Origin of the sequence: Streptomyces lycii (genome assembly GCF_009735685.1) — a bacterium.
Taxonomy (GTDB): Bacteria; Actinomycetota; Actinomycetes; order Streptomycetales; family Streptomycetaceae; genus Streptomyces; species Streptomyces lycii.
In genome coordinates this window covers 1-17,944 of the sequence record NZ_WHPN01000207.1, presented here as the reverse complement: position 1 = coordinate 17,944, position 17,944 = coordinate 1, and the positions used below count along the sequence as shown (strand labels likewise).

Sequence of the window (17,944 nt, the reverse complement as noted above, 5' to 3'; positions counted from 1 at the left end):
CCGCACCGTCCCCCGGCGAGGAGATTCCGGCGGGCACGGCTCCCGACGGCGTCATTCCGGACGGCGTCACCCCGGAGGACACGGATCCGACCAACGGGCACCGGACCGGTCCTGACGGGACGGCTGCTGACGGGGCGGGCCGGGACCGAACCGCTCCCGGCCCGGGCGGGACCGCCCCAGGTGTCCCGGCGCCGCGCCACGGCTCGGCCGGCCCGGCGCCCGGAGTCGGCGGCTCGCGTCCGGCGGACCCGCGAGTCTCGGACGGGGGGAGAGGGCCGGACGGGTCCGACGGGAGGGGCGGGTCCGGCATGACGAACGAGCCCGGCGTGACGAACGGGCCGGGCGGTGCGGACGGCCCGGCCGGGGAGGACAGCCGTGCCGGGGAGGACAGCCGGGCCGGCGGGGGCGAGCCCACCCGCTCCGGCTTCGACTGGAGCGCCGCCGAGCGGGAGCTGCGCGACGCGGTGCCGCCGCGCTTCGTCTCCGGCGACCCGGACGGTGACCCGGGCAGCGCCCCCGTCGACGGTCCCGTGCCCGGCCCCGCGGGGCCGGACCGGCGTACGGACGGGTTCACGGGCCCGCCGGACCGCGCCGCCGCGGACGGCCGGGGAGCGGCGGACGGCCCGGAAGGGCCCGGGCAGCCGCCCCGGACCGGCCGGACCGGGCCGCTTCCCGCCGAGGGGTACGGCGCCGGCGGCGACGGCGACCGTCACGGCGACGGGACCTGGGACGTCGAGACGGAGAACACCGTACGGCTCGCCGACGTCGGCGGCATGCGCGAGGTCAAGGAGCGGCTGGAGGCCGCGTTCCTCGCCCCGATGCGCAACCCGGAGCTGCGCAGGCTGTTCGGCAAGAGCCTGCGCGGCGGACTCCTGCTGTACGGCCCGCCCGGCTGCGGCAAGACGTTCCTGGCCCGGGCGGTCGCCGGGGAACTGGGGGCCCGCTTCCTCACGGTCTCGCTCAACGACGTGCTGGACATGTGGATCGGCCGCTCCGAGCGCAATCTGCACGACGTCTTCGAGACCGCCCGCCGCGCCCAGCCCTGCGTGCTCTTCCTCGACGAACTCGACGCGCTCGGAGCCAAGCGCAGCCGGATGGCCCACAGCGGCCTGCGGAACACCGTCAACCAGCTGCTCACCGAGCTCGACGGGGTGAACGGCGGCAACGACGGCGTGTTCGTCCTCGCCGCCACGAACCACCCCTGGGACGTCGACACCGCCCTGCGCCGTCCCGGCCGCCTCGACCGCACCCTGCTCGTGCTGCCGCCGGACGAGCCGGCCCGTGAGGCGATCCTCCGCTACCACCTGCGCGACCGCCCGGTGGCGGGTGTCGACCTGGCCGAACTGGTGCGCCGGACCGAGGACTTCTCCGGCGCGGACCTGGCCCATCTGTGCGAGTCCGCGTCCGAGCGGGCGCTGATGGACTCGGTCCGGACCGGCGAGGTGCGCATGATCGGCATGCCGGACCTGCTGGAGGCGGCGAAACAGATCCGGCCGTCCACGGACGCCTGGTTCGCCTCCGCGCGCAATGTCGCGATGTTCGCCAACGAGGGCGGCCAGTACGACGACCTGCTGGCCTACCTCAAGCGGAAGCGCAAACTGTGACCGTCCCGGCGGGCGGACCGGCGGGCGGACCAGCTCGCGCCCCGGCAGGCGGCGCGCCGGGGCGCGACCCCGGAGGAGGGCTGCTGGAGCGGGCCGAGGCACTGCTCGGGCTCGGCCGGGACGAACAGGCCGGGGAGCTGTTCGCCCGGATCGTCGCCGACGACCCCGGCAACGCCCCGGCCTGGACGGGCCTGGCCCGCACCCGGCTGCGCACCGGTGATCTGCCCGGCGGGCTGCGCGCCGCCGAGGAGGCGCTGCGCGCGGACCCGTCGTACGCCCACGCCCTGCTGATCCGGGGCGGCATCCTCGCCGCGCTCGGCCGTACGGACGAGGCCCTGGCGTCGCTCCGGGAGGGCGTACGTCTCGTGCCGCAGGCCCCGGAGGCGCATCTGGCGCTCGCCCGGGGCCTGGCCGCGGCGCCGGGCGGCATCCCGGAGGCGTACGACGTCGCGAACCACGCCGTACGGCTCGCTCCCCAGGAGGCGTCGGCGCACTTCCTGGTCGGGGCCCTGGCCCACCGGACCGGGCGGCGCGACATCGCCGAGCAGGCGTACACCGAGGCGCTCCGTCTCGACCCGGAGCACACGGACGCCCGGAACAACCTCTCCGTGCTGCACATGAACCGCCGGTTCGGCGGCCGCCGCCGTTTCGGCCTGGCCCTGGAGGGGTTCGCCGACGTCGCGGCGACCGACCTGACCGACCGTACGGCCCGCTACAACCTGGAGGCGATGCTTTTCACGGTCGTCGCCCGGGCCCGCTGGCTGGGCCTGCTCTGCCTCTTCACCGGGATGACGGGCGCCCTCGCCTCGGGTGCCGGCCAGGGCTCCCCGCCGCACCCCGGTGACCTGCTGCCCCGGCTGGTCACCATCGGGGTCATCGCCCTCTACTGGGCGCTCTGGGCCCTCCGGGTCCGCCACCGGGTGCCGCGGCGGCTGCGCCGCCCGCTGCTGATTCTGGCGCGGAGCTGCGCCCCCGTGGTCTGGACGGCGGGCGCGGTGGCGCTGCTCGCGGCGGCGTCGGTGTGCGTGGTGGCGGTCCCCTGGTCGGACCCGGCCTTCCTCGGCGCCGTCCTGGCCCCGTCCGCGTGGCTCATGGTGATCATGTACTGGACCGCCCGGTGGTCGCTGCGCCGGCGCAGACCGCCCGAGTGAGGCGCAGACCGCCTGAGTGAGCTGCCGGCTCCCTGCGCCCCCACCGGGCATCCCCCGGCGCCGGGCCTCCCTCGCCGGGCATCGCCCACCGCGGCGTCACCGCGCCCGCCCCTGCGCGCCCGGCAGCCCCCGCATCCGCAGCGCCAAGCCCCCGCGCCCGGTATCCCCGGGCGCCGGGTCGCCCGCGCCCGGCGGCCCCTGCGCGCCCCGGCGTCCGCACACCCGGCAGCCCTGACCCGGCAGCCCTCACCCGTCGCCCATCCGGCAGTCGCCCGAGCCCGGCGGTCCGAGCCCGGCTCCCCGCCGCCCGCCCCGACGCCGACCTCCAGCCCCAGCCCCGACCTCCAGCCCCAGCCCCGACCCCCGGCCCCGGAGCCCGCCCCTCCGGCCGCCCGACCCCGGGCCCTCCGGGCGCCCCACCCCCGCCCCTCCGGCCCCCCGCTCTCCGGCCCCCGCTCTCCGGCCACCCGCGCCCCGGCCGCCCCGCACCCCGCACCCCGTGTCCGCCGTCCGCCCCGCGCGTCCGGCAGCCGCCCGCCCGCGGCCCGATAGCATGCCGCCGTACCCGATCCACTGCGCGAAGGAGGCCCGCGATGGCGGGAGAGCCGCAGGCCGACTGCCTGTTCTGCAAGATCGTCGCGGGGGAGGTGCCCGCGACGATCGTCCACGAGACGGACACGACGGTGGCCTTCCGCGACATCAACCCGCAGGCGCCGACCCACGTGCTCGTCATCCCCAAGGCGCACCACCGGGACGCCGCCGCCCTCGCCGAGGCCGAGCCGCAGGTCGCCGCCGACGTGCTCCGCGCGGCCCGTACCATCGCCGCGGACGAGGGGGTCGAGAGCACGGGCTACCGCGTCGTCTTCAACACCGGCCCGGGCGCCGGCCAGACCGTCTTCCACACGCACGCGCACCTCCTCGGCGGCCGCGGCCTCGAGTGGCCTCCCGGATAGGCGGGACAGCCCGTTGTCCGTACGCGAACTCGTCGTCCTCGGCACCGCGAGCCAGGTGCCGACCCGGCAGCGCAACCACCACGGCTGCGTGCTGCTCTGGGACGGCGACGGCATCCTCTTCGACCCGGGGGAGGGCACCCAGCGGCAGATGCTGCTGGCGGGCGTCGCCGCGCACGACCTGACCCGGCTGTGCGTGACGCACTTCCACGGCGACCACTCCCTCGGCCTCGCCGGCGTCATCCAGCGCATCAACCTCGACCGGGTGCCGCACCCCGTCACCGCGCACTACCCGGAGAGCGGCCGGCGCTTCTTCGAACGGCTCCGGCACGCGACCGCGTACCGCGAGACCGTGCAGATCGCCGAGGAACCGGTGACGGCCGACGGTGTGCTGGCCGAGACCGGGGCGTTCACCCTGGAGGCCCGCAGGCTCTCGCACCCCGTCGAGGCCTTCGGCTACCGGCTGACCGAGCCGGACGGCCGCCGCATGCTGCCGGAGCGGCTCGCCGCGTACGGCATCGAGGGCCCCGCCGTCGGCCTTCTCCAGCGGCACGGGACGCTGGAGACGGCCGAGCACGGCACGGTCGGGCTGGAGCAGGTCAGCGAGGTGCGGCGCGGGCAGCGCTTCGCGTTCGTGATGGACACCCGGCTCTGCGAGGGCGCGGAGGCGCTGGCCGAGGGCTGCGACCTGCTGGTGATCGAGTCGACCTTCCTCGACGAGGACCGCCATCTGGCCCATGAGCACGGTCATCTGACGGCGGGCCAGGCAGGTCGGCTGGCCGCCGCGGCGGGCGTACGGCACCTGGTGCTCACCCACTTCTCGCAGCGCTACACCGACGCTTCCGCCTTCGAGCGGGAGGCGCGGGCGGCGGGCTTCGGCGCGGAGCTGACCGTGGCCCGTGACCTGCTGCGGGTCCCCGTGCCGAAGCGCCGCTGAGCCCCGCCCCGCCGCCGGGCGCGGCGGGCCGTGCCACATCCGTCCCGTCCGCCCCGGTAAAAGCACTCGGGCACTGTCGGTGCCCCGTCGTACCCTGGACACCGGAAGAAGCCGCACCATCACGGAGTGCGGCGCGCCGAGTACAGAAGGCGGGATCAGCAGGCCAGAGGGCCGGCCCATGACGCAGACACCCACAGCCCAGAACCCCGAAGAGGGGCAGGCACGCGCTCGTTTCACCGTCCCGGCCAAGCACCCCATGGTCACGGTCCTGGGCTCCGGAGACGCCCTGCTGCGCGTGATCGAGAAATCGTTCCCGTCGACCGACATCCATGTCCGCGGCAACGAGGTCAGCGCGGTCGGCGACCCCGCGGAAGTGGCGCTGATCCAGCGCCTCTTCGACGAGATGATGCTGGTGCTGCGCACCGGCCAGCCCATGACGGAGGACGCGGTGGAACGCTCGATCGCCATGCTGCGCAACGCGGAGGACGGCGAGGCGACCGCCGAGACCCCCGCCGAGGTGCTCACCCAGAACATCCTCTCCAACCGCGGCCGCACGATCCGCCCCAAGACGCTCAACCAGAAGCGCTATGTCGACGCCATCGACAAGCACACGGTCGTCTTCGGCATCGGCCCGGCAGGCACCGGCAAGACCTATCTCGCCATGGCGAAGGCGGTCCAGGCCCTGCAGTCCAAGCAGGTCAACCGGATCATCCTGACCCGCCCCGCGGTCGAGGCGGGGGAGCGGCTGGGCTTCCTGCCCGGCACCCTCTACGAGAAGATCGACCCGTATCTGCGGCCGCTCTACGACGCGCTGCACGACATGCTGGACCCGGACTCGATCCCCCGGCTGATGGCGGCCGGCACCATCGAGGTCGCCCCGCTGGCCTACATGCGCGGCCGCACGCTGAACGACGCGTTCATCATCCTCGACGAGGCGCAGAACACGAATCCCGAGCAGATGAAGATGTTCCTGACCCGGCTCGGCTTCGACTCCAAGATCGTGATCACCGGTGACGTCACCCAGATCGACCTCCCCGGCGGCACCAAGAGCGGCCTGCGCCAGGTCCAGGACATCCTCGACGGTGTGGACGACGTCCACTTCTCCCGTCTGACCAGCACCGACGTGGTCCGGCACAAGCTGGTCGGCCGCATCGTCGACGCCTACGAGCAGTACGACAGCCGTGACGGCGCGCAGCGCCCGGGTGGCCGGGGGAAGTGAACGGCGGCCAGTAGACTGACCGGATCATGTCGATCGATGTCAACAACGAGTCCGGCACCGATGTGGACGAGCAGGCGATCCTCGACATCGCCCGCTACGCCCTCACCCGGATGCGCATCCACCCGCTGGCCGAGCTCTCGGTGATCATCATCGACGCCGACGCCATGGAGCAGCTCCATCTGCAGTGGATGGAGCTGCCCGGCCCGACGGATGTCATGTCCTTCCCGATGGACGAGCTGCGTCCGCCGGCCAAGGACGACGAGGAGCCACCGCAGGGACTGCTCGGCGACATCGTGCTCTGCCCCGAGGTGGCCGCGAAGCAGGGCCGGGAGGCGCCGACGGAGCACTCCATGGACGAGGAGCTCCAGCTGCTCACCGTCCACGGCGTCCTGCACCTCCTCGGCTACGACCACGAGGAACCGGCCGAGAAGGTGGAGATGTTCGGCCTGCAGAAGGCCATCGTCGACGGCTGGCGCGAGCAGCAGGGCCTGACCGGCCCGTCACCGGCCCCCACGACCCGGTGACCGGCCAACTGATCGCCGCCGCGGTCCTGCTCGTCGTCGTCGCCTGGCTGGCGGCCTGCGCCGAGGCGGGGCTGGCCCGCACGACCCGGTTCCGCGCCGAGGAGGCCGTACGCGCCGGCCGCCGGGGCAGCGCGCGGCTCATGGCCGTCGCCGAGGACCCCACCCGCTATCTGAACCTGGCGCTGCTGGTCCGCGTCGCCTGCGAGATGGCGGCCGGCGTGTTCGTCACCTTCGCCTGTGTCCGGGCGTTCGACGAGACCTGGGAGGCGCTCGCCATCGCCACCGGGGTGATGGTCCTCGTCTCGTACGTGGCCGTCGGGGTCTCCCCGCGCACCATCGGCCGCCAGCACCCGCTGAACACGGCCACCGCCTCCGCGTACGTCCTGATGCCGCTGGCCCGGATCATGGGCCCGGTCCCCCAGCTGCTGATCCTCCTGGGCAACGCCCTGACCCCCGGCAAGGGCTTCCGCAAGGGCCCGTTCGCCTCCGAGGCGGAGCTGCGCGCGCTGGTCGACCTGGCCGAGCAGGAGCAGCTGATCGAGGCCGACGAGCGCCGGATGGTGCACTCCGTCTTCGAACTGGGCGACACCCTGGTGCGCGAGGTGATGGTGCCGCGCACCGACCTCGTCGTGATCGAACGGGCCAAGACCATCCGGCAGGCCCTCACCCTCGCGCTGCGCTCCGGCTTCTCCCGGATACCGGTGGTCGGCGAGAACGAGGACGACGTGCTCGGCATCGTCTATCTCAAGGATCTCGCCCGGAAGACCCATATCAACCGGGAGTCCGAGAACGACCTGGTCGCGACGGCCATGCGGCCCGCGGCCTTCGTGCCGGACACCAAGAACGCCGGCGACCTGCTGCGCGAGATGCAGCAGCGGCGCAATCACGTCGCGGTCGTCATCGACGAGTACGGCGGCACGGCCGGCATCGTCACCATCGAGGACATCCTCGAGGAGATCGTCGGCGAGATCACCGACGAGTACGACCGCGAGCTGCCGCCGATCGTGGACCTGGGGGAGGGCAGCTACCGCGTCACGGCCCGGCTCGACCTCGGCGATCTGGGCGAGCTGTACGGCCTGGACCTGGACGACGAGGACGTGGAGACGGTCGGCGGGCTGCTCGCCAAGTTGCTCGGCCGGGTGCCCATCGCGGGCGCGACCGCCCTGGTCGACCTCGCCGACTACACCGCCGACCCCGACCCGGAGGCCCTGCGCCTGACCGCGGAGTCCCCGGCCGGCCGCCGCAACCGCATCGTCACCGTGCTGGTGGAGCCGGTCGGCGCGGCAGCCGACCTGGTGCAACACGACCGGCAAAAGGGTGAAAAATAGGTAAAGCCGACTTCTTCGGGGCGTGCCGGGTAATCACGGAATTCCACTGTCCATCAGCGCAGGAGTTCCCGTGGCCGTTGTCCAGACACCCATGGCGCACTTGGCGGTCGACTGGGGGCAGGGCGTCGCCGACGCCTGGACCTCTGTCGCCAAGTTCATCCCCAAGTTCCTCGCGTTCCTTGTAATCCTCCTGGTCGGCTGGCTCATCGCCAAGGCACTGGCCAAGGTCGTCAACATGATCCTGGAACGGATCGGCTTCGACCGGGTCGTCGAACGGGGCGGCATCAAGCAGGCCCTGGACCGGTCCCAGTACGACGCCTCAGACCTGATCGCCAAGCTGATCTACTACGCGGTGCTGCTGATCGCCCTGCAGATCGCCTTCTCCGTCTTCGGTCCGAACCCCATCAGCACCCTGCTCAAGGGCGTGGTGGCGTGGATCCCGAAGGCCGTCGTGGCGATCATCATCATCGTGATCGTCGCCGCGATCGCGAACGCGGCGAAGACGCTGATCAACGGGGCTCTGGGCGGACTCTCCTACGGGCGGACGCTGGCCAACATCGCCGCCGTCTTCATCATCGGCCTCGGCGTCATCGCCGCGCTCAACCAGATCGGCGTCGCCATCACGGTGACCGTCCCCGTGCTGATCACCGTGCTGGGCACGGTGGGCGGCATCCTGGTCGTCGGCGTCGGCGGCGGCCTGGTCAAGCCGATGCAGCAGCGCTGGGAGCGCTGGCTGGAGAGCGCGGAACGGGAGTCGGCGAACGTCCGCAGCCACGCCGCCGCCCATCGCGCACGCTCCGCCGGATCCGGCGGCGGCCGGGGCGAGTCCGGCGGCAGCGGCGCCACCTCGACGGGCGTCTGAGAGAACACACACCGGCACTCCGGTACTCCGGCGGGTGGCGCCGCCCGGGCCCGGCGCCCCGGGCGGCACCACCGGTGGCCGTCCGGCCCGGCCCCGGGCGGCGCCACCCGTGGCCACCCGGCGGGCGGCCGGTCCTTATGCTCGTCCCATGACCGACACGACGGACAACCCCGCGGGCCCCGGCTCCGGCAGCGCGCTGCCGGCGGAGGACGCGAAGCTGATCACCCTCGCCCGTGCCACCCGGGCCCGCAACGGCGTCCCCGAGGGCGCGGCCGTACGGGACGAGACCGGCAGGACGTATGTCGCCGGGACCGTCGCCCTGGACTCGCTGCGGCTCAGCGCGCTGCAGACCGCGGTCGCCATGGCCGTCGCCAGCGGTGCCCGCTCCCTGGAGGCGGCCGCTGTCGTGTCCGCGGCCGAGGCCGTCCCGGACACCGACCGGGCCGCGGTCCGCGACCTCGGCGGTGCCGCCGTCCCGGTTCTGCTCGCCGCCCCGGACGGGACCCTGAACACGACCGGCACCGCGGGCTGACTCCCCGGCCGGCCGTACCGCCGGCCGCCCCGGCGGCCGTGGTCGGAGCGGGCCCGGGGATCGGGGACAATGAACGCCATGAGTGACCGTTCCCCCTCCGGGCCCGATCCGCAGACCACCCCGCACCGCGCGGGCTTCGCGTGCTTCGTCGGCCGCCCCAACGCGGGCAAGTCGACCCTGACCAACGCGCTGGTGGGGACGAAGGTGGCCATCACCTCCAACCGGCCGCAGACCACCCGGCACACCGTCCGCGGCATCGTGCACCGGCCGGACGCGCAGCTCGTGCTCGTCGACACCCCCGGCCTGCACAAGCCGCGCACGCTGCTGGGCGAGCGGCTGAACGATGTCGTGCGGACCACCTGGTCCGAGGTCGACGTCATCGGTTTCTGTCTGCCCGCGGACCAGAAGCTGGGCCCGGGGGACAAGTTCATCGCCGCGGAGCTGGCCGGCATCAAGAAGACGCCGAAGATCGCCGTGGTCACCAAGACCGACCTGGTCGACAGCAAGCAGCTCGCCGAGCAGCTCCTCGCCGTCGACCGGCTCGGCCAGGAGCTGGGCTTCGAATGGGCGGAGATCGTCCCGGTCTCGGCCACCGGCGGCGACCAGGTCCAGCTGCTCGCCGACCTGCTGGTGCCGCTCCTCCCGGAGAGCCCGCCGCTCTACCCGGAGGGCGACCTCACCGACGAGCCCGAGCAGGTCATGGTCGCGGAGCTGATCCGCGAGGCCGCGCTGGAGGGCGTACGCGACGAGCTGCCGCACTCCATCGCGGTCGTCGTCGAGGAGATGATCCCGCGCGAGGGGCGGCCCGAGAACAAGCCGCTGCTCGACGTGCACGCCAACGTCTACATCGAGCGCCCCAGCCAGAAGGGCATCATCATCGGGCCCAAGGGCGCCCGGCTCAAGGACGTCGGAATGAAGTCCCGCAAACACATCGAGGCGCTGCTCGGTACCCCGGTCTACCTGGACCTGCACGTGAAGGTGGCGAAGGACTGGCAGCGCGACCCGAAGCAGCTGCGCAAGCTCGGCTTCTGAACGGACCGGGCGCGGGACGGGGCACGGGACGGGACACGATGCCGGGGCCGGACGCGCGCCCGGCCCCGGACTCCGCTACACGCCTTCCTTCAGCACCCGTCCGACCAGCTCGCGCTGCGCCGGGGTCAGGCGCGGGTCGGCCCAGTGGACCGTGCGGCCGTCGACGGTGACCTCGTACGCGAAGCCGTCGGGCACGCCGGGGGGAGGGGAGCCGGACGAGCCGGCGGTCGCCTCCTCGGCCAGGGCCCGCCATTCCGGGGCGTCCGGCCGTCCGGAGGTGTCCACCTCGGCACGGCGTTCGATGCCGGCGAACCCGCCGGTGCGCTTCACCTGAATCCGCATGACCGTACTCCTACCCCGGATGGCGCGGATGGCGCGGACGGCTCCGGAACCGCGGAGGACCTGGACGGCACCCGGACACCCGTCCCTGTCCCTGTCCCGGATACCCCGGACCCCGGATACCCCGGACCCCGGATACCCCGGACCCCGGATACCCCGGACCCCGGACACCCCGGACCCCGGACACCCCGGATCCGCGGACGCCCGGGAAACCGGCGGAGAACCGGCGGAGAGCCGTACGCGCTCAGCCGTCGTCCGACGCGGTCAGGCCCACCCGGGACCAGGCCTTGAGCAGCGCCTGCTCCTCCGCGCCCGTCCCGAAGCGGTCCCGTGCCGCGCCGACGGTGAGCCGGGCGAAGGCCTCGAAGTCGCTGTCCGCGGCGAGTTCGCCGCCGGTCAGCACGTCGTACCAGATCTGGCCCGCCTTCTCCCAGGCGTGCCCGCCCAGTTCGGTGGCGGCCAGGTAGAAGGCGTGGTTGGGGATGCCGGAGTTGATGTGGACGCCGCCGTTGTCGCTGCCGGTGTGGACGTAGTCGTCCATGGTCGCGGGCTGCGGGTCCTTGCCGAGCACGTCGTCGTCGTACGCGGTGCCCGGGGCCTTCATCGAGCGCAGCGCCTCCCCGGTGACGCGCGGGGCGAGCAGGCCGGCGCCGATCAGCCAGTCCGCCCGGTCCGCGGTCTGGTTCAGCGCGTACTGCTTGATGAGCGAGCCGAAGACGTCCGAGACGGACTCGTTGAGCGCGCCGGACTGGCCGAAGTATTCGAGGTTGGCGGTGTACTGGGTGACGCCGTGGGTGAGTTCGTGGCCGATGACGTCGACGGGCAGGGTGAAGTCGAGGAAGATCTCGCCGTCACCGTCGCCGAAGACCATCCGCTCGCCGTCCCAGAAGGCGTTGCCGTAGTCCTCGCCGTAGTGGACGGTCGCGTCGAGCGGCAGGCCGGCGCCGTCGATGGATTTCCTCCCGAACTCCTTCAGGAACAGCTCGAACGTGGCACCGAGCCCGGTGTACGCGCGGTTGACGGTGGCGTCGTCGGTCGGTTCCTGGCCCTCGGAGCGCACCACCCGGCCGGGCAGCTGCTCCTGCCGCTCGGCGTCGCAGATGGTCCGCTCGGGGGTGTCGGCGGCCTCTCCGGCGGTCCGGGCGGCACAGCCGCGGACCGTGGTGATGCGGCGGCGGGTGCGCTGCAGGGCGTCCCGCTCCAGGGTACGGCGGGCGGGCCGGTACAGGGCGGGGTCCTCGGCCCGGGCGAGCTTGTCGAGGACATGGGGCGGGACGATGGTGCAGAACACGGGCGTGCCGGTGGAATGCGTCATGGACTCCATGGCTGCAATGTGGCAGTCGGCAGTCACGCTGTCACCCTCTGCGACCATGATTACCGAAAACGAGTGGTACATCACGCTTTAACAGTCAACGGACTTCCGTCCCGCATACTGGAACGGACCACGCGCCCCGCTCCCGCTCCGCTATGGTTCCCGGCATCATGCGTTACGGGCTGCTTCTCCTTAGCTGCCGCGGCGAGGGCCTGTAGTCGAGGCCGACCCCCTCCCCGCGGAGTTCGGTGATGCCACCGTCGGCCGTCGAAAACCTTTCGGCAGGAGCCCACGCAGATGAATTCCCCCGCAGCGCCGCGTCCGCGGTCCGTACGTCCCGCCACGCCCGTCACCGCCGCCACCGTCACGCAGAAGCCCTCGGGCATGCCGGTGCACAAGTACGGGCGGTACGAAGCGGTCGACATCCCGGACCGCACCTGGCCCGGCAACCGCATCACCGAGGCCCCGCGCTGGCTGTCCACCGACCTGCGGGACGGCAACCAGGCGCTGATCGACCCGATGTCCCCGGCCCGCAAGCGCGAGATGTTCGACCTGCTGGTGCGCATGGGCTACAAGGAGATCGAGGTCGGCTTCCCGTCCTCCGGGCAGACCGACTTCGACTTCGTGCGCTCCATCATCGAGGAGGGCGCGATCCCCGAGGACGTGACGATCTCCGTCCTCACCCAGGCCCGTGAGGAACTGATCGAGCGCACGGTCGAGTCGCTGCGCGGCGCACACCGCGCCACCGTGCACCTGTACAACGCGACCGCCCCCGTCTTCCGCCGCGTCGTCTTCCGCGGCAGCCGCGAGCAGGTCAAGCAGATCGCCGTCGACGGCACCCGGCTGGTCGTGGAGTACGCCGACAAGCTGCTGACGCGCTCTTTGCACGGGGGCTCGACCGCCTTCGGCTACCAGTACAGCCCGGAAATCTTCACCGACACCGAGCTGGACTTCGCGCTGGAGGTCTGCGAAGGCGTCATGGACGTCTGGCAGCCCGAGGAGGGGCGCGAGATCATCCTGAACCTGCCGGCCACGGTCGAGCGCTCGACGCCGTCCACGCACGCCGACCGGTTCGAGTGGATGTCCCGGCACCTGTCCCGCCGCGAGTTCGTCTGCCTGTCCACGCACCCGCACAACGACCGCGGCACCGCCGTCGCCGCCGCCGAGCTGGCCGTCATGGCGGGCGCCGACCGCGTCGAGGGCTGCCTGTTCGGCCAGGGCGAGCGCACCGGCAACGTCGACCTGGTCACGCTGGGCATGAACCTCTTCTCCCAGGGCGTCGACCCGAAGATCGACTTCTCGCAGATCGACGAGATCCGCCGCACCGCCGAGTACTGCAACCAGATGGAGATCCACCCGCGCCACCCGTACGCGGGCGACCTGGTCTACACCGCCTTCTCCGGCTCCCACCAGGACGCCATCAAGAAGGGTTTCGAGGCGATGGAGAGCGAGGCGGCGGCGCGGGGCAAGACGGTCGACGACATCGAGTGGGCCGTCCCCTACCTGCCGATCGACCCCAAGGACGTCGGCCGCTCCTACGAGGCCGTCATCCGGGTCAACTCGCAGTCCGGCAAGGGCGGCATCGCGTACGTGCTGAAGAACGACCACGCGCTGGACCTGCCGCGCCGGATGCAGATCGAGTTCTCGAAGATCATCCAGGCGAAGACGGACAGCGAGGGCGGCGAGGTCACCCCGGCGCAGATCTGGTCCACGTTCCAGGACGAGTACCTGCCGACGGAGGAGAACCCCTGGGGCCGGATCGCGCTGCGCTCCGCCCAGGCGTCGACGACCGGTGAGGGCGGCGACGCGCTCACCGTCGAGGCGGTCGTCGACGGCGCGGACACGGTGCTGACCGGCACCGGCAACGGCCCGATCGCGGCCTTCATCGACGCGCTGGGCTCCATCGGCGTGGACGTACGCGTCCTCGACTACGCCGAGCACGCGCAGAGCGAGGGCGCCACGGCGCAGGCCGCCGCCTATGTCGAGTGCGCCGTCGACGGCAAGGTGCTGTGGGGGGTCGGCACGGACGCGAACACCGTCCGCGCCTCCCTCAAGGCGGTCGTCTCCGCCGTCAACCGGTCCTGCCGCTCGGCCTGACCGCGCGCAGGCCGGGCCGCCCCGGCGCCCGCCGCCCGGATCCGCACTGCCCCGCCACCCCTCCCGAGGGGCGGCGGGGCAGCGCCGTCCGGCGGCCCCGTATCAGGCAGGAGGGCCCGGGCGGACGGGCAGCCGGGTGAGGTCGTTGCCGATGAAGGAGCGCTGCGGCGAGGGCTCGTCGGCGGCGAGGGCGAGCCGCGGGAAGCGGTCGAACAGGGCCGGCAGGGCGACCATCGCCTCCAGCCGGGCGAGCGGCGCCCCCAGGCAGTAGTGCAGGCCGTGGCCGAAGGCCAGATGTTCCTTGCCGGGCCGGTCGATGTCGAAGGCCTCCGGCCGCTCGTGCACGCCCGGGTCCCGTCCGTGCGCGCCGAAGCCGACCAGGATGGGGTCGCCGGCGCGGATCGTGACGCCGTCACCGAGGTCGATGTCGGTCACGGCGAACCGGAGCGGCATGTGCACGATCGGCGGATGCAGCCGGAGCGTCTCCTCGACCACGTCCTCCCAGCGCCGCGGGTCGGCGAGTACGGCCGCCAGCTGCCCGGGGTGCGACAGGAGTTCGCGGACCGCGTGATTGATCAGGGCGACGGCGGTCTCGCTGCCGGCGCCGATCATCAGGATCAGGGTGGAGACCAGTTCCGCTTCGCTGAGCCGGTCGCCGTCCTCGTGGGCGTCGAGCAGCAGACTGGTCATGTCGTCGCCCGGCGAGCGGCGCTTGGTCTCGATCAGGGTCGTCATCACGCGGAAGAGGTCGCGGCCTATCGCCTCCGACTCCTCCTCGGTGACGTCCGTGGCGAGGACGGAGTCGATGACCCGGAGCATGTCGGCGCGCTGCTCCCCGGGCACGCCGAACATGCCGCAGATGACCTCCGTGGGCACGCCGTAGGAGAAGTGCGCGCGCAGGTCCACGGACGCGTCACCGCGGTGGGACTCCATCGCGTCGAGGAGGTCGTTGACGATGCGCTCGACCATCGGGCGCAGCGCCTCGATGCGGCGGGGGGTGAAGGCCTTGCCGATGAGGGTCCGCAGCCGGGCGTGGTCCGCGCCGTCGGCGGTGAGCATGCTCTGCACGTCGACCCAGGAGTAGAGCCAGCGTATGGCCCCGGCGCGGTAGCCGGGCCAGTGCCGCCGGGCGTCCTTCGAGACCTGGGAGTCGTTCATCAGCCGCTTGACGACATCGCCGCGGGTGACGGACCACGCGGTCACCCCCTCCGGCAGGCCGACCCGGACGGCCGGGCCGGCCGCGCGCAGCTCGGCCGTCTGCGCGTGCAGACGGGAACCGCCCTCGCTGGTGAGGGGCACGGCGTCGATGGCACTGGTCATGCGGAACCTCCTGGGAACGCGGCCGCCGCGGAGAGGATGCGCGCCGCTCGCTTCGGCCGGAACGTGACGATCATGGAGCGGGGGCACTGGTGGAAGGGGCCGTGCCGCAGCTCCGGCCGCCGTCCGGGGTCCGCAGGTTTCGCGTCCCACAACTCGTTGAGCACGGTCTCGATGCCGGCTTCCGCGATCACCGTGGCCTGGATGCGGGCGGGGCAGGCGTGCGGTCCGGCGGACCAGGCGAGGTGGCTCTTGTTGCTGTAGCCGAGGTCGTCGGGCAGGGCCGGATCACGGTTCGCCGCGGCGTGCGAGATCAGCAGCGGTACGCCGGCGGGGACCTGGAGCCCCTTCAGCTCGGTGTCGTGACGGGCGTAGTGCACCGAGAAGTTGGCCATCGGCGAGCGTTCCCAGAGCGCCTGGTCCAGCGCACGGCGCACGGTGACGGTGCCGGCCGCGAGGGCACCGGCGTACGCGTCGTCGCTCAGCAGCAGGTCCAGCGCCCAGGCGATCCATGCCGCCGTGGGGATCAGGGCGGCACCGACGGCGCAGTACAGCTGGTTCACGGACTCCTCGTCCGTCAGCCCGGCCGGGTGGTTGATCATCCAGGAGGTGAGGTCGTTCCCCGGCTCCCGGCGCCGGGCCTGCACGAGTCCGAAGAGGATCCCGGCGAAGTCGCTCGCCCCCTGCGCGGCCTCCGGGCCGGCGCTGATGAGGTCCTGGCAGGCGCTGACCATGTGCGCGGCCTCGTCCGGCGAACAGCCCAGCAGGTCGGCCATCACCATCATCGGCAGGATGTCGGCGAAGTCGGCCATGAGGTCGGCCCGGCCGTCCTCGCTGACCCGGGACACCAGGGTACGGGCGCTGCGCCGGGTGATGTCGCCGAGCTGGTTGGTGTCGATGCGGTCGATGCAGTCGTCCATGGCCCAGCGCAGCCGGGCGTGCTCGTCGTCGTCGACGTAGAGGACGGAGGGCCGGAAGGCCATCATGCCCAGTACCGGGCTGTCGGCGGGCACCTGGTTCTCCGTCAGCGCACGCCAGCGGCGGCTGTCCTTGGAGTAGGTGTTGGTGTCGGTCAGCAGCGACACGGCGGCCTGGTAGCCGGTGACGATCAGGGCGTAGACGCCGGGAGCGATCTCGGCCCAGCCGCCGGGGGAGCCGCCCTCCCGCAGCTGTGCGTAGACCCCGTCCGGATCGGCGGCGAAGCCGGCCCCGTGGACTTTCGGATAGCCCCGCGGGCACCGGGGAGGGGAGTCGGTCATGGGGAGTCCTCCAGCAGTCGGGCACGGCGGATCAGGTGCTTCACGAGATCGATCAGCGGGGCCATGGCGGAGCCGTGCTGCCGCACATCGCAGTACAGGAGGGGCGTCGTGGGCTCCAGGTCCAGCGCCTCGCGCAACTCCTCCTCCGCGTAGCGCGGTGTGCCCGGGAAGTGGTTGACCGCGACGACGTAGCCGAGCCCGGCCTTCTCCAGCAGGTCCATGGCGCCGTGGGACTCGGAGATGCGCTGGGTGTCGACCAGGACCACGCCGCCCAGCGCGCCTTCCATCAGGTCCTTGGTCATGGGGGCGAAGCGGTCCTGCCCCGGCACCCCGAACAGATAGAGGACCATCTCCTCGGTCAGGGTCAGCCGCCCGAAGTCCATGGCCACCGTGGTGGTCGTCTTGCTCTCCAGCCCCCGCAGGTCGTCGATGTGCTGACCGGCCTCCGTCATCTGCTCCTCGGTGGTCAGAGGGCGGATCTCGGAGACCGTGCCCACGAGCGTGGTCTTGCCCACGCCGAACGGGCCCAGCACCACGACCTTGACCGGACGGGCGACCCCGGACGCGAGGTAGGAGGGGTGTTCAGAGCTTGTTCTGGAGTCCATGCAGCACTGCCTCCAGCAGTCCTAGGTCGTGCTGCTGAGCAGCAGCGGGAGCGGGGGAGCGGCTGATGAGGTGGCCGCTGTCGACGAGAGAGGCCACGATCACCTTGGTGACCGCGCCGGGCAGCTTCAGATGCGCGCTGACCTCGGCCACGGACTGCGTGCCCGGAAGGCAGTGCCGCATCACCCGGAACGCGTGCACGTCGAGTCCGTGCAGCGGCTTGTCACGGACCGGGATCAGCAGCGTGGCCAGGTCCAGGCTCCGGCGGGTGGGCACGGCCCGCCCGCCGGTGGGGACGTAGGGCCGCACCATCCCGGTACTCCGGCGACCTCGGGGCGTCATGAGATGCCGGGGCGTTCGCGCGTCGACAGCGCGGGCGCCAGGCCGTTGATCGTCTTGATGGTCGCCGCGGTGGCGACATGGACCAGGCTGCTGGTCATGTCCGCGGCGACGGCGACGGCCAGGACCGCGCGGTGCCCGGCGCCGAACACCAGGACGCAGCTGTCCGGCAGATCGATGATGATCTTCCTCGGTTTGACGTCGCCGTGCGTGCCCGCGAGTTCGCCGACCTGTCCGGCGACGGACAGCGTGCCGGAAGCCGCGGCGGCGGTGCGGTCGGCCGTTTCCCGGGGCAGGTTCCCGGAGTGCGCGAGCACGAGGCCGTCGGTGCTGAGCAGCACCGCGTGCAGCACTCCCTTCTCCTCGGTGAGGGCGTCGAGGGCGAAGGACATGTCGACGTCGGAGGCGGTGGGCTGGTCAGGCACGGGGGGGTTCTCCTTCATGGTTTCCTTCTTCGCTCTCACTGATGGCGCGGCTCAGCCCCGCCAGGCCCCGCGCGACGGTGTCCGGGTCCTCGACCGGGACCGACGCCGTCTCGG

At 72.5% G+C, this 17,944-nt stretch carries 18 protein-coding genes; 11 read left to right on the top strand and 7 right to left on the bottom strand.

Annotation, left to right across the window (positions count from 1 at the left end):
* Positions 1-308: 308 nt before the first annotated feature.
* From GCU69_RS08425 to era, 10 genes are all read left to right on the top strand, one after another.
* The gene (locus GCU69_RS08425) at positions 309-1,604 is read left to right on the top strand and encodes an ATP-binding protein (RefSeq protein ID WP_235978329.1); all 1,296 of its coding nucleotides are present in this window, start codon (positions 309-311) and stop codon (positions 1,602-1,604) included.
* A complete protein-coding gene (locus GCU69_RS08420) occupies positions 1,601-2,755 on the top strand; it encodes a tetratricopeptide repeat protein (RefSeq protein ID WP_170315807.1) in 1,155 nt (384 codons plus the stop codon). The genes GCU69_RS08425 and GCU69_RS08420 overlap by 4 nt, the downstream gene beginning before the upstream one ends.
* Before the next feature lie 593 nt (positions 2,756-3,348).
* Positions 3,349-3,708, top strand: coding sequence for a histidine triad nucleotide-binding protein (locus GCU69_RS08415; protein ID WP_098751822.1), 360 nt, complete (start codon positions 3,349-3,351; stop codon positions 3,706-3,708).
* A gap of 13 nt (positions 3,709-3,721) precedes the next feature.
* Positions 3,722-4,642, top strand: a complete 921-nt coding sequence (locus GCU69_RS08410) for a ribonuclease Z (protein ID WP_156205540.1) — start codon at positions 3,722-3,724, stop codon at positions 4,640-4,642.
* Between the two features lie 178 nt (positions 4,643-4,820).
* A complete protein-coding gene (locus tag GCU69_RS08405; protein WP_098751824.1) occupies positions 4,821-5,861 on the top strand; it encodes a PhoH family protein in 1,041 nt (346 codons plus the stop codon).
* A gap of 26 nt (positions 5,862-5,887) precedes the next feature.
* Entirely contained in the window at positions 5,888-6,385 is a 498-nt protein-coding gene (ybeY, locus tag GCU69_RS08400; protein WP_098751825.1) for an rRNA maturation RNase YbeY, read from the top strand.
* Positions 6,382-7,713 carry a hemolysin family protein gene (locus tag GCU69_RS08395; RefSeq protein ID WP_098751826.1) on the top strand — a complete coding sequence of 444 codons (1,332 nt, stop codon included), beginning with the start codon at positions 6,382-6,384 and terminating at the stop codon, positions 7,711-7,713. Before ybeY ends, GCU69_RS08395 begins: the two co-directional genes overlap by 4 nt.
* 70 nt (positions 7,714-7,783) lie before the next feature.
* The gene (locus tag GCU69_RS08390) at positions 7,784-8,575 is read left to right on the top strand and encodes a mechanosensitive ion channel family protein (protein WP_235978327.1); all 792 of its coding nucleotides are present in this window, start codon (positions 7,784-7,786) and stop codon (positions 8,573-8,575) included.
* A gap of 148 nt (positions 8,576-8,723) precedes the next feature.
* Positions 8,724-9,107, top strand: a complete 384-nt coding sequence (locus GCU69_RS08385) for a cytidine deaminase (RefSeq protein WP_098751828.1) — start codon at positions 8,724-8,726, stop codon at positions 9,105-9,107.
* Positions 9,108-9,176: 69 nt separating this feature from the next.
* Positions 9,177-10,139 carry a GTPase Era gene (gene era / locus GCU69_RS08380; protein WP_176604546.1) on the top strand — a complete coding sequence of 321 codons (963 nt, stop codon included), beginning with the start codon at positions 9,177-9,179 and terminating at the stop codon, positions 10,137-10,139.
* Positions 10,140-10,214: 75 nt separating this feature from the next.
* On the opposite strand, the gene GCU69_RS08375 is transcribed toward era, so the two are convergent.
* Complete coding sequence (locus GCU69_RS08375) at positions 10,215-10,481, bottom strand: protealysin inhibitor emfourin (RefSeq protein ID WP_098751830.1); 267 nt, start codon at positions 10,479-10,481, stop codon at positions 10,215-10,217.
* A gap of 241 nt (positions 10,482-10,722) precedes the next feature.
* Positions 10,723-11,793 carry a M4 family metallopeptidase gene (locus GCU69_RS08370; protein ID WP_098751831.1) on the bottom strand — a complete coding sequence of 357 codons (1,071 nt, stop codon included), beginning with the start codon at positions 11,791-11,793 and terminating at the stop codon, positions 10,723-10,725.
* Positions 11,794-12,087: 294 nt separating this feature from the next.
* Between GCU69_RS08370 and leuA the strand changes: the two genes are divergently transcribed.
* Complete coding sequence (gene leuA / locus GCU69_RS08365; RefSeq protein WP_156205539.1) at positions 12,088-13,887, top strand: 2-isopropylmalate synthase; 1,800 nt, start codon at positions 12,088-12,090, stop codon at positions 13,885-13,887.
* 102 nt (positions 13,888-13,989) lie between these two features.
* On the opposite strand, the gene GCU69_RS08360 is transcribed toward leuA, so the two are convergent.
* The 5 genes from GCU69_RS08360 to GCU69_RS08340 are packed head-to-tail and all read right to left on the bottom strand — an operon-like array spanning position 13,990 to position 17,830.
* Positions 13,990-15,207: a cytochrome P450 family protein gene (locus tag GCU69_RS08360; protein ID WP_098751833.1), complete on the bottom strand. Its 1,218-nt coding sequence runs from the start codon at positions 15,205-15,207 to the stop codon at positions 13,990-13,992.
* Positions 15,204-16,463: a cytochrome P450 family protein gene (locus GCU69_RS08355; protein WP_156205538.1), complete on the bottom strand. Its 1,260-nt coding sequence runs from the start codon at positions 16,461-16,463 to the stop codon at positions 15,204-15,206. Before GCU69_RS08355 ends, GCU69_RS08360 begins: the two co-directional genes overlap by 4 nt.
* Positions 16,460-17,068 carry a GTP-binding protein gene (locus GCU69_RS08350; RefSeq protein ID WP_098751835.1) on the bottom strand — a complete coding sequence of 203 codons (609 nt, stop codon included), beginning with the start codon at positions 17,066-17,068 and terminating at the stop codon, positions 16,460-16,462. Before GCU69_RS08350 ends, GCU69_RS08355 begins: the two co-directional genes overlap by 4 nt.
* Complete coding sequence (locus GCU69_RS08345; RefSeq protein ID WP_235978325.1) at positions 17,046-17,378, bottom strand: DUF742 domain-containing protein; 333 nt, start codon at positions 17,376-17,378, stop codon at positions 17,046-17,048. The genes GCU69_RS08350 and GCU69_RS08345 overlap by 23 nt, the downstream gene beginning before the upstream one ends.
* Positions 17,379-17,404: 26 nt before the next feature.
* Complete coding sequence (locus GCU69_RS08340) at positions 17,405-17,830, bottom strand: roadblock/LC7 domain-containing protein (protein WP_235978323.1); 426 nt, start codon at positions 17,828-17,830, stop codon at positions 17,405-17,407.
* Positions 17,831-17,944 lie beyond the last annotated feature (114 nt).

Coding starts and splice junctions, on each gene's coding strand:
- GCU69_RS08425 (WP_235978329.1), top strand. CDS start 309: ATGACGAACGAGCCCGGCGTGACGAACGGGCCGGGCGGTGCGGACGGC.
- GCU69_RS08415 (WP_098751822.1), top strand. CDS start 3,349: ATGGCGGGAGAGCCGCAGGCCGACTGCCTGTTCTGCAAGATCGTCGCG.
- GCU69_RS08405 (WP_098751824.1), top strand. CDS start 4,821: ATGACGCAGACACCCACAGCCCAGAACCCCGAAGAGGGGCAGGCACGC.
- ybeY (WP_098751825.1), top strand. CDS start 5,888: ATGTCGATCGATGTCAACAACGAGTCCGGCACCGATGTGGACGAGCAG.
- GCU69_RS08385 (WP_098751828.1), top strand. CDS start 8,724: ATGACCGACACGACGGACAACCCCGCGGGCCCCGGCTCCGGCAGCGCG.
- era (WP_176604546.1), top strand. CDS start 9,177: ATGAACGCCATGAGTGACCGTTCCCCCTCCGGGCCCGATCCGCAGACC.
- GCU69_RS08375 (WP_098751830.1), bottom strand. CDS start 10,481: ATGCGGATTCAGGTGAAGCGCACCGGCGGGTTCGCCGGCATCGAACGC.
- GCU69_RS08370 (WP_098751831.1), bottom strand. CDS start 11,793: ATGACGCATTCCACCGGCACGCCCGTGTTCTGCACCATCGTCCCGCCC.
- leuA (WP_156205539.1), top strand. CDS start 12,088: ATGAATTCCCCCGCAGCGCCGCGTCCGCGGTCCGTACGTCCCGCCACG.
- GCU69_RS08360 (WP_098751833.1), bottom strand. CDS start 15,207: ATGACCAGTGCCATCGACGCCGTGCCCCTCACCAGCGAGGGCGGTTCC.
- GCU69_RS08355 (WP_156205538.1), bottom strand. CDS start 16,463: ATGACCGACTCCCCTCCCCGGTGCCCGCGGGGCTATCCGAAAGTCCAC.
- GCU69_RS08350 (WP_098751835.1), bottom strand. CDS start 17,068: ATGGACTCCAGAACAAGCTCTGAACACCCCTCCTACCTCGCGTCCGGG.
- GCU69_RS08345 (WP_235978325.1), bottom strand. CDS start 17,378: ATGGTGCGGCCCTACGTCCCCACCGGCGGGCGGGCCGTGCCCACCCGC.